We start from the raw sequence: 14,181 nt of genomic DNA, 5'->3' as shown, positions 1-14,181 counted from the left end.
GTTATGAGAGAGGACCGGCCGGTGCCTGGTGCGGCACCGGCCGGACCGGAAGGGTTCTACTTGGCGGCCTTGAGGGCTGCCGTGACGGTGTCCTGGAGTTCGTGCCAGGAACCGATGAACTTCTCGACGCCCTCGTCCTCAAGGACCTGGGTCACGTCGGCGAAGTCGACGCCGACACCAGCGAGCGCCGCGAACACACGGTGTGAGTCTGCGTAGTTCGCGGTGATCGTGTCACCCGTGACGGTGCCGTGGTCGAACGTTGCCTCGAGTGTCTTTTCGGGCATCGTGTTGACGGTGCCAGCCGCGACGAGTTCCGTCACGTAGAGCGTGTCGGGCAGCGACGGATCCTTGACACCGGTCGAGGCCCAGAGCGGACGCTGCACGTTGGCGCCGGCGGCGACGAGAGCGGCAGCAGCGGGCTCCGCGAACTTCTGCTCGAAGAGCTCGTAGGCGAGACGTGCGTTCGCAACGCCAGCCTTCGACTTGAGCGCGATCGCCTCGTCCGAGCCGATTGCCACGAGACGCTTGTCCACCTCGGAGTCAACGCGCGACACGAAGAACGACGCGACCGAGTGGATCTTCGACAGGTCGTGCCCTGCGGCCTGAGCCTGCTCGAGGCCGGCGACGAAAGCGTCGATGACCTCGCCGTAGCGCTCGAGGCTGAAGATCAGCGTGACGTTGACGCTGATGCCTGCGCCGATCACCGCAGTGATCGCGGGCAGGCCCGCCTTCGTCGCGGGGATCTTGATGAGGACGTTTTCACGGTCGACACGCGCCGAGAGGTCCTTCGCCTGGGCAATTGTGGCGTCGGTGTCGTGTGCGAGGTCGGGGGAGACCTCGATCGATACGCGGCCGTCCACGCCTGCAGTGGCGTCGTAGATCGGGCGGAAGATGTCGCATGCGTCGCGGACGTCCTCGGAGGTGATCGAGAAGATCGCCTCGTCGGTGGTCGCTCCGGAAGCGGCGAGCTCCTTCACCCGGGGGGCGTACGCCTCGCCCTTGGAGAGAGCACCGGCGAAGATCGTCGGATTGGTCGTGACGCCCGTGACGGCGCGCGAGGAGATGAGCTCGGAGAGGTTACCGGACGAGATGCGCTCGCGCGACAGGTCGTCGAGCCAGATGCTCACGCCGGCGGCGGCGAGCTGTTCAGTGGGGGAGGTCATGCGTTCTCCTTGATGGTCTCGCGTGCGGCCTCAGCGACCGCATCGGCGGTGATGCCGAACTTCTGATACAGGGTCTCGTAGTCGGCCGATGCACCGAAGTGATCCAGCGAAACAATGCGACCAGCGCTTCCGACGATGGCGTGCCACGGCATCGCGATTCCGGCCTCAACCGAAACGCGCGCGGTGATGCTCGAGGGGAGGACGCTCTCGCGGTACTCCTCGGGCTGCGCGGCGAACCACTCGAGCGACGGTGCTGAAACGACGCGCGCGTTGATGCCCTCCGCCTTCAGGGTCTCGCGGGCCTCGACGGCCAGCTGAACCTCGGAGCCGGTGCCGATGAGGATCACATCAGGAGTGCCGTTCGGAGCCTCGGCCAGGACATAAGCGCCCTTGCCGGTGAGCGACGCGGAGGCGAACGTATCGCCGGTGGCTTCGCCCTCGCCACGAGCGAACGTGGGAACGCCCTGACGCGTCAGTGCGATGCCGGCGGGGCCGTCAGTGCGCTTGAGGATTTCGAGCCAGGCGTACGCGGTTTCGTTCGCGTCAGCCGGACGGACGACAGCGAGGTTCGGAATCGCACGCAGAGCCGCGAGGTGCTCAACCGGCTGGTGAGTCGGTCCGTCCTCGCCGAGCGCGATCGAGTCGTGCGTCCAGACGAAGATGCTCGGGATGTCCATAAGCGCCGCGATGCGAACGGCGGGACGCATGTAGTCCGCGAACTGCAGGAAGGTGCCGCCGTAGGCGCGCGTCTTTCCGTGCAGAACGATGCCGTTGAGGATGGCACCCATGGCGTGCTCGCGAATACCGAAGTGCAGAACGCGGCCGTAGGGGCTGCCCGTCCACTTGGAGGTCGAGTGCTCCTCCGGGATGAACGAACGCGCGCCGTCGATTGTGGTGTTGTTCGAGCCGGCGAGGTCGGCGGAGCCGCCCCATAGCTCGGGCAGCTCGGGGGCGAGTGCGTTGAGCACCTTGCCCGATGCAGCGCGAGTGGCAACACCCTTACCCGCCTCGAAGACCGGCAGGGCGCTCTCGAGGTTCTCAGGCAACTCGCCGGCCTCGAGCCGGTCGAGAAGTGCCTTGCGCTCGGGGTGTGCTGCGGCCCACGCGTCGAAGCTCTTCTGCCATTCTGCGCGAACGGCAACAGCGCGATCCGCCAGCGAACGCGTGTGCGCGATGACCTCGTCGGCAACCTCGAACGACTTCTCTGGGTCGAAGCCCATGACCTTCTTGGTCGCGGCGAGCTCGTCAGCGCCGAGCGCGGAGCCGTGGATGCCACCGGTGTTCTGCTTACCGGGAGCCGGCCAGCCGATCACGGTCTTGAGGATGATGATGCTGGGCTTGGAGGTTTCCGCCTTCGCCGACGCAATCGCGTCGTTCAGCTCGGCGATGTCTTCGACATACTCGCCGGTCTTCTTCCAATCAACCTCGATGACCTGCCAGCCATAGGAGGCGTAGCGCGCAGCGACGTCCTCAGTGAACGCCACATCAGTGTCGTCCTCGATGGAAATCTGGTTTGCGTCGTAGAGCACGACGAGGTTGCCGAGCTGCTGATGGCCGGCCAGAGAGGAAGCCTCGCTGGTCACGCCCTCCTGCAGGTCGCCATCCGAGGCGATGACGTAGACGAAGTGGTCGAACGGGCTTTCGCCCGGAGCCGCTTCTGGGTCAAAGAGCCCGCGCTCGTAGCGCGAGGCATAGGCGAAGCCGACAGAGGATGCAAGTCCCTGACCGAGCGGGCCCGTTGTGATCTCGACGCCGTCCGTCTCGCCATATTCCGGGTGTCCAGGGGTTTTCGATTCCCAGGTACGCAGCGCCTTGAGGTCATCCAGCTCGAGGCCGAATCCGCCAAGGTAGAGCTGCACATACTGGGTGAGCGAAGAGTGGCCCGCAGACAGGATGAATCGGTCGCGACCGATCCAATGCGTGTCAGCAGGGTCATGATTCATGACGTGCTGATACAGCAAGTAAGCAGCAGGTGCCAGGCTCATCGCAGTGCCGGGGTGGCCGTTACCGACCTTTTCGACAGCGTCAGCTGCCAGCACTCGCGCTGTATCCACAGCGCGTCGATCGAGTTCGTCCCAACGCAGTTCCGTCACCGGACCGCCTTTCGTGAGGAGATGAAGCGCCGCGGTGACGAGGAGGGTGACACCTGCTATCGCGGGCAGTCGGCCTGACAACGTCGGCGCGCGTCCGGCCCCAGCATAGTCTTCCGGAGAGGACGGCGAGTTCGACGATGTCACTCCATGTCGGCTGGCGCGTTCCCATGCGGTGTCGGCAGCATTGCAACGTTTTCCCAATTCGGCGATCGGCGAAGTGAGATCGTGAGCAGCGCGATGTCGCGTGAGCACAGCGTTGCCGCGTGGCTGTGTTCGTTGGTCACGGGCTCAGAGACAAGTGAACTAGACTGCCGATGCCCACATGCCGACCCGGACGGGAGTGATTCGACTTGTCGATGACGAGCAGCCCCGAGGCCGCTTTCGAGCGCGATCGCGCAGCGAATGACGAGAGCGTCGCCCCGGTTCCCCTCCCGCGAAGTTGGCGGCGCACGGTCGGCGCGTATGTGCAGCTGACGAAGCCGCGCGTGCTCGAGCTGCTGCTGGTGTCAACGGTTCCCGTGATGTTCCTTGCCGCGCAGGGAATGCCGAACCTGTGGCTCGTGCTGGCGACGGTCGTTGGCGGGTCGATGAGCGCTGGCGCTGCCGCCGCGTTCAACATGTACGTCGATCGCGATATTGACGCAGAAATGCGTCGTACCGAGAATCGTCCGCTCGTGACGGGCGTGATCTCTCCGCGTGCCGCGCTGATATTCGCGTGGACTCTCGCGGTGATGCAGGGCGTGTGGTTCCTGGCCTTCACGAATGTGCTCACAGCGGCGCTCTCGACATTCGCGATCTTCTTCTACGCGGTCGTCTACACGATATGGCTCAAGCGTCGCACGGAGCAGAACATCGTGTGGGGCGGCATCGCCGGGTGTTTCCCCGTGCTCATCGGATGGTCGGCTGTGACCAATTCCCTCTCGTGGGAAGCGGCCATTTTGTTCGTCCTGATTTTCCTCTGGACGCCTCCGCACTACTGGCCGTTGTCGATTAAGTACGCGGCGGACTACGACCACACGGCTGTTCCGATGCTCGGCGCGACGCGGTCGAGTATGCAGGTGGGGCTTCAGGTCGTTCTCTACGCCTGGGCCACGGTCGTGTGCTCGCTTCTGCTGGTTCCGGTTGGCGGAATGGGCATCGTCTACTCGGCTTCGGCGATTGTTTTCGGCGGCTGGTTCATTTACGAGTCTCACCGGATGTATGTCATGGCTGTGCGGGCAGCGGCTGGCGAAGAGGAGGGAACCGAAGCGCGTCCGATGCGTGTGTTCCACGCGTCGATCACGTACCTCACCCTGCTGTTCCTCGGGATCGCCATCGATCCGCTCCTGCCGTTCTAGCGTTCGTTCCGGCGGTATCTCTCCGCCGAGCGTAGGCTCGAACAACCATGAGCACGCCTGGCGAACCCCCGCGAACACGCAGTATCACGCTCGACCCTCGTCATCGGAACCGCGCGTTCTGGGTGTGCGTTGCGGTTGCAGCGCTGACGATCCTCGACATCTCGAAGGTGAACGTCGGGCTTGCGTCAATCGAGAACGCCCTCGGCGGAGGCTCCACCGAGCTGCAGCTGATCGTATCTGGCTACATCCTGGCGTTCGGGCTGGTGCTCGTACCCTTTGGCAGAATCGGCGATCAGCGATCGCGCCGCACGCTGATGATCGTCGGTCTGATCGGTTTCGCCGTCGCGAGCGCCCTGTGCGCCCTGGCGCCGAATATCTGGGCTCTGGTCATTGCACGGTTTTTTCAGGGCATGGCTGCCGGCATTCAGATGCCGCAGGTGATGGGAACGATTCAGCAGCTCTACACGGGTAAGGAGCGCGGAGCAGCTTTTGGGCTTTTCGGTGCGACGATCGGCCTGGCGACGGCGTTCGGCCCGACGATCGGCGGGTTGCTCATTGCCATCGGAGGCGCGCAGGACGGATGGCGCTGGATCTTCTGGATGAATGTGCCGCTGTGCGCAGTGGTGGCGATCGCTGCCATCGTCTTTCTTCCCGAAGTGCGTAAACCATCAGGCAAGAAGCTCTCGCTTGACCCGGTCGGCCTGATTCTGTTTGCCCTCACGGTCGTGACCCTCATGATTCCGTTTCTGTTCACAACGGGATCACCGAGTGATACGCCCGTTCGCTGGTGGCTTCTCGTTCCGTGTGTCCTGTTTCTCGCGGCGTTCGTTGCCTGGGAACGGCGCTATGCGCGGCGCGGTGGGTCACCGCTCGTGCCGCTGCGCCTGTTCCGGGTGACATCATGGCGAAACGGGAACCTGATCCAGGCGCTCTTCTTCGCGGCGATGCCATCGATTTTCTTGCTGACGGCGCTGTTCCTGCAGAACGGGCTCGGCCTGGCCGCCGTCTATGCCGGGATGGTGACGATTGGATTCGCCCTTGCCAGCGCCGTCACATCCTGGTGGGGCGGCAAGCTCGTTGCTCGCTTCGGCCGCTCACTGGTCATCTGGGGGCTGAGCGGTGTTCTGATCGCGATCGTTGCGCTGGTCCTGATTTCCGATCTCGCCGGTGATCGGCTGACGCCGTGGCTCATGGTCATCGCGCTGACGGTCGGCGGTGTCGGCGGAGGTTTTGTGATTTCGCCAAACCAGACGCTGACCCTCGCGGACATTCCGCCGAGTGAAGGCGGGCTGGCGGGATCTGTCGGACAGCTCGGGCAACGCATTGGAAATGCCGTGGGAGCCGCCATTGCCCTGTCGTTGTTTTACTCCACGATTTTCCGCGAGCACGGCACGGCCAGCCAGAGCGTTGTGTACCACAACGCATACTCGATCGGTCTGTTGTCCGCGGCGTTGTTCGTTGCGGCCGCTCTCGTTGTTGCGCTTCTCGATCTGAGCGGGAGAAGGCGCGCGGAGCGCGGGTAGCGGGAATCGTCGCTACTGCGGAGGGGCGGTATCGCGTGGTTCCTTCAGGCGCAGCAGGAACACGACATACGCCGCCGCGGTGAGGGCCGCGAGCACCATATGGATGCCGACGAGCAGGGGCGGCAGCGCGTGGTTGGCTTGCCACACGCCGACGATGATTTGCACGATCAGCACGGCGACAAAGGCGATCGACCAGTTTCGCGTCGGCAACTCCTGTGCGAGAGCGGTGAACATCAGCGCGAGCGCCAGCGCCGCCAACGCGTATCCCGGCCAAGCGTGAACGTGCGCGAGGAATGTCGCGTCGAAGCCGTCGCGGACGATATCGAGGTCGCCGGAGTGCGGACCATTGGCCGTCGTGAGGATTCCAAAGACGATCGTCACGCCCAAAACAGCGGCCGTCACGTGAGACAGGACCGCGTACCACCGCGGAACCGCGAGGCGGCGCGGGCCGGGAACGGCAGACAACCGGACGAGGAACGCCACGGTCACACACACCAGCGCTAGTGAGGCGGCGTAGTGGAAGCCGACCATGAACGCGTTGAGTGAGGTCAAGACCGTGATGCCGCCGGCGAAGGCCTGGGCGACCACCCCGGCGACGACGATCCACGCGAGAACCGAGAGGTCGCGGCGCATCGGCACTCGTCGGACCGACACGATGGCCGCAATGATCACGGCGAGCAACAGGATCGAGCTCGCAACAACGAAGATCTGCGTGATGGCAAAGCCCGCTGCTGCGGCAGCCACGCCGCCAACGGCGAACCAGATCGCCAGCTTGACCTCCTGGCGGCCGCCGAGCTTCGCGAGCGTGAGGAGCAGAACGCCGATGGCAACGATGCCGACGACGCCGGTCATCGTGCGATTGCCGAATTCGATCACACCGTGGATTCCCATGTCCTCCGTCGGGACGAGGGAGTCAGGAGTGCACAGGGGCCATTCGGTGCATCCGAGACCCGAGCCCGTGAGCCGTACAGCGCCACCCGTTCCGATGATGAGCGTCTCCGCGAGGAAGGACAGCCACGCGAAAATTCGGAGGGCGGGAGAGAAGCCCGTCACGGTCGGAGAAGAGGGGGCAACGGTCGTGGTCATGCGGGATGGCTCCTGAACGCACGCTGACGTCTTGCCGGGACGGGCATTGACCGGTGCGAACCCTGTAGAATCGGTAGCGGACGGATGCAGGGGCGTAGCTCATTGCATCCGCGAACAGTGTAGGCGCGAAATCTGTGCCCGAAAGCAGGGTCCAATTGCACCGTTTCTTCTCCGAGGCGGTGGGGCAGATGACACTGCTGGAGACCCGTGAGGAGAATGTGAGTCGCCATGTCTGAAGTGCTGATCGACCGTCCAGAGCTTGAAGGTCTGGGGGTGTACGAGTTTGGGTGGCACGACGCCGACGCTGCTGGCGCAAGCGCCCAGCGCGGCATCAACGAGAAAGTTGTGCGCGACATTTCCGCCCACAAGTCTGAGCCGGAGTGGATGCTGAAGAACCGCCTCAAGGCGCTTCAGCTCTTCGGCCGCAAGCCGATGCCCACGTGGGGCGCTGATCTCAGCGAGATCGATTTCGACAACATCAAGTACTTCGTGCGGTCCACCGAGAAGCAGGCCCAGAGCTGGGAGGACCTGCCGGAAGACATCAAGAACACGTACGAGCGCCTCGGCATCCCGCAGGCCGAGCGAGAGCGTCTCGTTGCCGGTGTTGCCGCGCAGTACGAGTCTGAGGTTGTCTACCACCAGATCCGCGAGGACCTGGAAGAGCAGGGTGTCATCTTCATGGACACCGACACGGCTCTCCGTGAGCACCCCGAGTTCTTCGACGAGTACTTCGGTTCCGTGATCCCCGCTGGCGACAACAAGTTCGCGGCGCTGAACACGGCTGTGTGGTCCGGTGGATCCTTCGTGTACGTCCCCAAGGGCGTTCACGTGGAAATTCCTCTGCAGGCTTACTTCCGTATCAACACGGAGAACATGGGCCAGTTCGAGCGCACGCTGATCATCGCCGACGAGGACTCTTACGTTCACTACATCGAGGGCTGCACGGCTCCGATTTACAAGAGCGACTCGCTGCACTCGGCCGTTGTCGAGATCATCGTCAAGAAGAACGCCCGTGTTCGCTACACGACGATTCAGAACTGGTCTAACAACGTCTACAACCTCGTCACCAAGCGCGCTGTGGCAGAAGAGGGCGCGACGATGGAGTGGGTCGACGGCAACATCGGATCCAAGGTCACGATGAAGTACCCGTCGATTTTCCTCATGGGTGAGCACGCCAAGGGTGAGACGCTCTCGGTTGCGTTCGCTGGCCCCGGTCAGCACCAGGACGCGGGCGCGAAGATGATTCACATGGCGCCCTACACACAGTCGTCGATCGTCTCAAAGTCGATCGCACGTGGTGGCGGCCGCGCCGGATACCGAGGCGAGGTGCGCGTCGATGCGAACGCACACCACTCGGCCAACACCGTGCGTTGTGATGCGCTTCTGGTCGACACGATTTCCCGGAGCGACACCTACCCCGCCATCGACATCCGCGTCGACGACGTCGAGCTTGGCCACGAGGCAACCGTCTCGAAGGTCAGCGAAGAGCAGCTGTTCTACCTCATGAGCCGCGGAATGCCAGAAGACGAAGCAATGGCGATGATCGTGCGCGGCTTCATCGAGCCGATCGCGCGCGAATTGCCGATGGAGTACGCGCTGGAACTCAACAAGCTCATTGAAATGGGCATGGAAGGATCGGTCGGCTGAGAATGACGACCACAACCACAGCGCCCGACGAGGCGCAGGATTCGCACGGCCACATGGACCCGGCTCGCGCTCTCGTGCAGCCGCAGGACGAGGTGAGTGGGCCCATCCAGACCCGCTCTGAGCGCCCCCGGTCGTTCGACCCGGCTGATTTTGGCGTTCCGACCGGCCGCGAGGTCAACTGGATGCACACGCCGATGAAGCGCATCGCGCCGCTTTTCGAGGCTGCAGAGGCGAACGACGGTGTCATGTGCACCGTCACCTCCGGGGCAGAGTACGCCAGCGGAACGCTCGCGATCGGTGAGGCACCGCGCGGCGAGTTCTTCCAGCCGGAGGATCTCCCTGCGGCGATTGCCTGGGTGAACTCGGCCGACGCGCTTCACGTTCAGCTGCCGCGGGAAACCGAGGTTGCCGAGCCGATCGTCATCGACATCGTCGGTCAGGGCGCAGATAAGCGCGCTGACGGTCACATCGTGATCGAGGCACAGCCGATGTCGAAGGGCATCGTCATCCTGCAGCACTCTGGCGCCGCGCAGTACGCGCAGAACGTCGAGATCATCGCGCGTGACGGTTCCCACCTCACGGTCATCACTCTTCAGGACTGGAGCGACGGCACCGTTCACGCGTCGTCACACCAGGCGCGCGTCGACCGGGATGCGTCGCTGAAGCACTTCGTCATCACGTTCGGCGGCGACGTTGTACGCGTCAACCCCAGCCTGGAGCTGTCTGGCCAGGGCTCGAATGGGGAGATGTTCGGCCTGACGTACAGCGACGCCGGCCAGCACCTCGAGAGCCAGGTTTACCTGTTCCACAAGGGTGCTCACACCAAGGGCGACGTTCTGTACAAGGGCGCTCTGCAGGGCAACACCGCCCGCAGCGTGTGGATCGGCGATGTTCTCATCGGTCCGGACGCCACAGGAACAGACTCCTACGAGGCCAACCGCAACCTGCTGCTCACAAACGGCACCCGTGCCGACTCAATTCCGAACCTCGAGATTCAGACGGGTGACATCGAGGGCGCGGGACACGCGTCGGCAACAGGGCGTTTCGACGACGAGCAGTTGTTCTACCTGCAGGCCCGCGGTATCTCCGAGGAAGAGGCGCGACGCCTCGTCGTTCTCGGTTTCCTTGTCGAGATCGCTCAGAAGATCGAGGTCCCTGAACTTCAGGAGCATCTCATCGCGGCGGTCGAGAAGGAGATCGCTGAGGGAGTGAAGGCGTGACCAGTCAGCGTGTATGCGGTGTGAGTGACCTTGAACAAGACACCGCATTGCGGGTCGAGGTTGATGGCGTCGCTATCGCCGTCGTGAAGGACGCGAACGATGAGATCCACGCGATCGGTGACGTTTGCACCCACGGCGACATCTCGTTGTCCGAGGGTTTCGTCGAAGGCGACACGCTGGAATGCTGGGCCCACGGCTCGGCGTTCTCGCTGCGCACCGGCAAGCCCCAGACGCTCCCTGCTTACGAGCCCGTTCCTGTTTACGCCGTCCAGATTGACGGCGACGACGTGCTCATCGATATCAACGTGAAGAAGGAAAACTGACATGGCTGTCCTCGAGATCCGCGACCTGCACGTCTCGGTCGAGACGGATGAGGGAACGACCCCCATCCTGAACGGCGTCACCCTCACCATCTCGAGTGGTGAGACACACGCCATCATGGGCCCTAACGGCTCCGGCAAGTCGACGCTCGCCGCGACAATCGCCGGCCACCCGAAGTACACCGTGACGAGCGGTTCGATCACGCTCGACGGTGAGGATGTTCTGGAGATGGCCGTTGACGAGCGTGCTCGCGCCGGCCTGTTCCTCGCGATGCAGTACCCCGTCGAAATCCCCGGCGTTACGGTCACGAACTTCCTTCGTACGGCCAAGACGGCGATTGACGGCGAAGCCCCCGCGATCCGCACCTGGACGAAGGACGTCAAGGAGGGCATGAAGAACCTCCGCATGGACGAGAAGTTTGCGTCCCGTAACGTCAACGAAGGCTTCTCCGGCGGTGAGAAGAAGCGTCACGAAATCCTGCAGCTCGAGCTCCTCAAGCCGCAGATCGCCATTCTCGATGAGACCGACTCCGGTCTCGACGTTGACGCGCTCAAGGTTGTTTCCGAGGGCGTTAACCGTGCCAAGGAGTCCTCGGAGCTGGGTGTTCTGCTCATCACGCACTACACGCGAATCCTGCGCTACATCAAGCCGGAATTCGTGCACGTGATGGTGGCGGGCAAGGTTGTCGAAGAGGGCGGTCCTGAGCTGGCGGATCGTCTCGAAGCCGAAGGTTACGAGGCATACCTTCCCGAGGGTGCGCCCATCGAGGCGTAGGCTGTGACCATGGCTGCAACGCTCACGCCTGAGAAGTACGATCAGGTCGAAGAAGCACTCAAGGACGTCATGGACCCCGAGCTCGGGGTCAACGTGGTGGACCTGGGGCTCATTTACGATCTCGCATGGGATGACGAGAACGACGCTCTCGTGATCCACATGACGCTCACGAGCGCCGGCTGCCCCCTGACCGATGTCATCGAAGAGCAGATCGCTCAGTCGCTTGACGGCGTCGTTGAACGGTTCCGCATTAACTGGGTGTGGATGCCGCCGTGGGGCCCTGAGCGCATCACGGACGACGGACGTGACCAGATGAGGGCCCTCGGCTTCGCCATCTGATCTCTTTCCCCGTGTGGCCCGCCGGCGTATGCCGGCGGGCCACACGTGTCCGTGTGCAGGAAAGAGGCAACATTCGGGGCGTGGGGGTTAGGCTCGACGGGTGATGCTCGACGCCCTTCCCCTCGACGAACTCCGCCAGCGTTCCAGCACGAAGTGGGCGACGCACGGAGACGACGTGCTTCCTCTGTTCGTTGCCGAGACGGACTTCCCGCTGGCTGCCCCGATCGAACGTGTTCTGAGCGAGGCTTTGCGCATCGGAGACACCGGTTATGTGCCCCCGAAAACGCGCTATCCGGATTCGTTTGTGTCCTTCGCGCAGCGGCGGTGGGGATGGGACGTCGACCCGGGTCGCGTCCGGACCACGTGTGACGTGATGATGGGTGTTGCCGAGCTTCTCCGCGCCGTCACGAAGCCGGGGCAGAAGGTCGTCGTCACCTCGCCCGTGTATCCGCCGTTCTTCGGTGTGCACGAGGAATCGCACACCGAGTACGTCGATGTTCCGCTGCTCAAGACACCGGGCGGGTGGAAGCTCGATCTTCACGGCATCGATCAGGCCTTTGCCGAGGGCGCTGTGGCGCTGCTCCTCTGCAACCCTCATAACCCCACCGGTACGGCGCACGACGCGGCGACGCTGGCCGAACTGGCACGAATCGCGGCGTCTCACGGCGCTGCTGTTGTCAGCGACGAGATCCACGCACCCTTGACGATGCCGGGTCGGGACTTCACGCCCTTTCTCTCGACAGGAACCGACGCAGAAAAGGTCGGCTTCGCTGTTCTCAGCGCCAGCAAGGCGTTTAACCTCGCGGGTTTGAAATGTGCTCACATCGTCACGGCCTCCGAGGAGAATGCGCAGATCGTCCAGCGCATCCCCGTTGAGGTCGAATGGCGCACGGGCTTGTTCGGCATCAAAGCGGGCATTGCTGCCTTTGAAGAGGGCGATGAGTGGCTGGATGCGTTGCGCGAGCGGCTAGTTTCCAACCAGCAGTTGCTCGTCGAGCTGCTCGCGGAGCACGTTCCTGGCGCGGTCTATGAGCCGGGAGACGCCGGCTTCCTCGCCTGGGTGGATATGCGGGCCACCGGATTGGGCGACAACCCCGCGGCGCGGATCCTTGAGGACGCCCGTGTTGCGGTGAACCCGGGACTATCCTTCGGAGCGCCGGGAGTGGGATTCATCCGGATTAACTACGGAACGAGCCCCGAGATTCTCACCGATGCGATTGAACGCATCGGAGTGCTAATCCGCGCGTGAGCCATTCCGCGGATCCGTCAAGCTTCTCCGGACCGCTTCCTCTTCAACCGGAGCGGTCCGGGGCTAGCATCTGGGATCGCCAGTTCGTCTGGACGACCCTCGGCGCAGTCTCCCTCATCTTTCTTGCTGCTCTGCAGACGCTGGCCGTCACCACCGTGATGCCAGCCGTTGCTGATGATCTCAACGGGTACGACCTTTACGCGCTTGCCTTCTCGGGCACATTCGCCACGAGTGTGATCGGCATGGTCGCGGCCGGTGCAATGAGTGACCGGAAGGGGCCGGCGATCCCGATTACCGGGGCCGTCGGGCTTTTCCTCGTTGGTCTCCTTATCGACGCGGCTGCGCCGACGATGGAGATTCTCGTCACCGGACGCCTCGTCATGGGGCTGGGCTCCGGCGGCATGGTGGTCTCCCTGTATGTGGTGATCGCCCGCGTGTATCCCGCCAATCTGCACGGTCGTGTCATGGCCCTGTTCGCCGCAGCGTGGATCATCCCGTCACTGATTGGTCCCGCGGCCGCTGGTGCTGTCACGGAGTTCGTGCACTGGCGATGGGTGTTCGGTGGTGTCGCCGTATTCGCGGTGATGGCGTTCAGCATGATCGCGCCGCGTCTGCGCGGCATTCCCGATAGCGACGACGCTCCCGCTGATGGTCGCGTCGGCGCACGCCTCGGGCTCGCCGGAATCGTGGCGGTCGCCGCGTTGGTTCTTAACCTCGCAGGCAAGGGGGAGGGCATCGGCCTGCCCACGTGGGGTACGGGCGCCGTGGCGCTGGGCGCGATCACCGTTGTCGCTCTGGCGATGCGCCCCCTCGTCCCTCGCCGCACCTATCTGGCGGGTCGTGGCCTTCCCAGTGTGATCCTGATGCGCGGTCTGATCGCAGGCGCCCTGTTCGGCGCCGAGATCTATGTTCCCTATCTCTTCCAGGACCGGTATGGCTTTTCGCCCACCTTCGCCGGGCTCGGGCTGACCGCGGCCGCGATCACCTGGACGGCCGGATCGGAGATCACGGGCCGCTATGGCGACAGGATCGGAAACAGGAACATCGCGCTCAGCGGTATTTTTCTGCTCACCGGTGCTCTCACAGCCATGGCATTGTCGGCCTGGCTTCTGCTCCCGCCGTGGATCCCCATTGTGCTCTGGGGCCTTGCTGGCTTCGGGATGGGGCTGATGTACCCGCGCCTGACCGTCCTCTCGCTTGCTTACTCCACGCGCAACAACCAGGGCTTCAATTCGTCAGCGTTGCAGATCTCCGACGCTGTCGGAACGGCGTCATCGATGGCGATCATGGGCCTGATCTTCACACTGGCCGCCGACGGTTTTACGGCCGTTTTCGCGTTCTCGGTTGTTCTCGCCCTCGTTGCGCTTCTCCCGGGTTTCCGGCTGGGGCACGCTGCGGAACTGCGGCGATAGCGCCGATCGCTTTCGGA

The 14,181-nt window shown here is 63.6% G+C and carries 12 protein-coding genes; 9 read left to right on the top strand and 3 right to left on the bottom strand.

Features of this window, described 5'->3' with window-relative positions:
- Positions 1-56 precede the first annotated feature (56 nt).
- Together tal and tkt are read right to left on the bottom strand one after the other, a co-directional pair.
- Positions 57-1,163, bottom strand: a complete 1,107-nt coding sequence (gene tal, locus G6N81_RS03045; protein ID WP_165132887.1) for a transaldolase — start codon at positions 1,161-1,163, stop codon at positions 57-59.
- The gene (gene tkt / locus G6N81_RS03040; RefSeq protein WP_165132884.1) at positions 1,160-3,256 is read right to left on the bottom strand and encodes a transketolase; all 2,097 of its coding nucleotides are present in this window, start codon (positions 3,254-3,256) and stop codon (positions 1,160-1,162) included. Before tkt ends, tal begins: the two co-directional genes overlap by 4 nt.
- 356 nt (positions 3,257-3,612) lie before the next feature.
- Between tkt and G6N81_RS03035 the strand changes: the two genes are divergently transcribed.
- Positions 3,613-4,593 carry a heme o synthase gene (locus G6N81_RS03035; protein ID WP_165132881.1) on the top strand — a complete coding sequence of 327 codons (981 nt, stop codon included), beginning with the start codon at positions 3,613-3,615 and terminating at the stop codon, positions 4,591-4,593.
- Positions 4,594-4,640: 47 nt separating this feature from the next.
- Complete coding sequence (locus tag G6N81_RS03030) at positions 4,641-6,116, top strand: MFS transporter (protein WP_165132878.1); 1,476 nt, start codon at positions 4,641-4,643, stop codon at positions 6,114-6,116.
- A 12-nt stretch (positions 6,117-6,128) separates the two neighbouring features.
- Here G6N81_RS03030 and G6N81_RS03025 read toward each other — a convergent pair whose 3' ends face one another.
- Positions 6,129-7,202 carry a COX15/CtaA family protein gene (locus G6N81_RS03025; RefSeq protein WP_165132875.1) on the bottom strand — a complete coding sequence of 358 codons (1,074 nt, stop codon included), beginning with the start codon at positions 7,200-7,202 and terminating at the stop codon, positions 6,129-6,131.
- A 228-nt stretch (positions 7,203-7,430) separates the two neighbouring features.
- On the opposite strand from G6N81_RS03025, the gene sufB reads away from it, so the two are divergent.
- From sufB to G6N81_RS02990, 7 genes are all read left to right on the top strand, one after another.
- On the top strand, positions 7,431-8,849 hold the full coding sequence (gene sufB, locus G6N81_RS03020) for a Fe-S cluster assembly protein SufB (protein ID WP_165132872.1): 1,419 nt from the start codon (positions 7,431-7,433) through the stop codon (positions 8,847-8,849).
- Positions 8,850-8,851: 2 nt separating this feature from the next.
- On the top strand, positions 8,852-10,069 hold the full coding sequence (gene sufD, locus G6N81_RS03015; protein WP_165132869.1) for a Fe-S cluster assembly protein SufD: 1,218 nt from the start codon (positions 8,852-8,854) through the stop codon (positions 10,067-10,069).
- A complete protein-coding gene (locus tag G6N81_RS03010) occupies positions 10,066-10,392 on the top strand; it encodes a non-heme iron oxygenase ferredoxin subunit (protein WP_165132866.1) in 327 nt (108 codons plus the stop codon). Before sufD ends, G6N81_RS03010 begins: the two co-directional genes overlap by 4 nt.
- A 1-nt stretch (position 10,393) precedes the next feature.
- Complete coding sequence (sufC, locus tag G6N81_RS03005) at positions 10,394-11,164, top strand: Fe-S cluster assembly ATPase SufC (RefSeq protein ID WP_165132863.1); 771 nt, start codon at positions 10,394-10,396, stop codon at positions 11,162-11,164.
- A gap of 9 nt (positions 11,165-11,173) precedes the next feature.
- Positions 11,174-11,503 carry a metal-sulfur cluster assembly factor gene (locus tag G6N81_RS03000; RefSeq protein ID WP_165132860.1) on the top strand — a complete coding sequence of 110 codons (330 nt, stop codon included), beginning with the start codon at positions 11,174-11,176 and terminating at the stop codon, positions 11,501-11,503.
- Positions 11,504-11,606: 103 nt separating this feature from the next.
- Entirely contained in the window at positions 11,607-12,752 is a 1,146-nt protein-coding gene (locus G6N81_RS02995; RefSeq protein ID WP_165137662.1) for a MalY/PatB family protein, read from the top strand.
- Complete coding sequence (locus G6N81_RS02990) at positions 12,749-14,164, top strand: MFS transporter (protein ID WP_165132857.1); 1,416 nt, start codon at positions 12,749-12,751, stop codon at positions 14,162-14,164. Before G6N81_RS02995 ends, G6N81_RS02990 begins: the two co-directional genes overlap by 4 nt.
- The last annotated feature ends 17 nt before the right edge of the window (positions 14,165-14,181 follow it).

This window comes from Microbacterium amylolyticum, assembly GCF_011046975.1.
In the GTDB taxonomy this organism is placed as follows: domain Bacteria; phylum Actinomycetota; class Actinomycetes; order Actinomycetales; family Microbacteriaceae; genus Microbacterium; species Microbacterium amylolyticum.
This window is presented reverse-complemented; position numbering and strand designations above follow the sequence as displayed.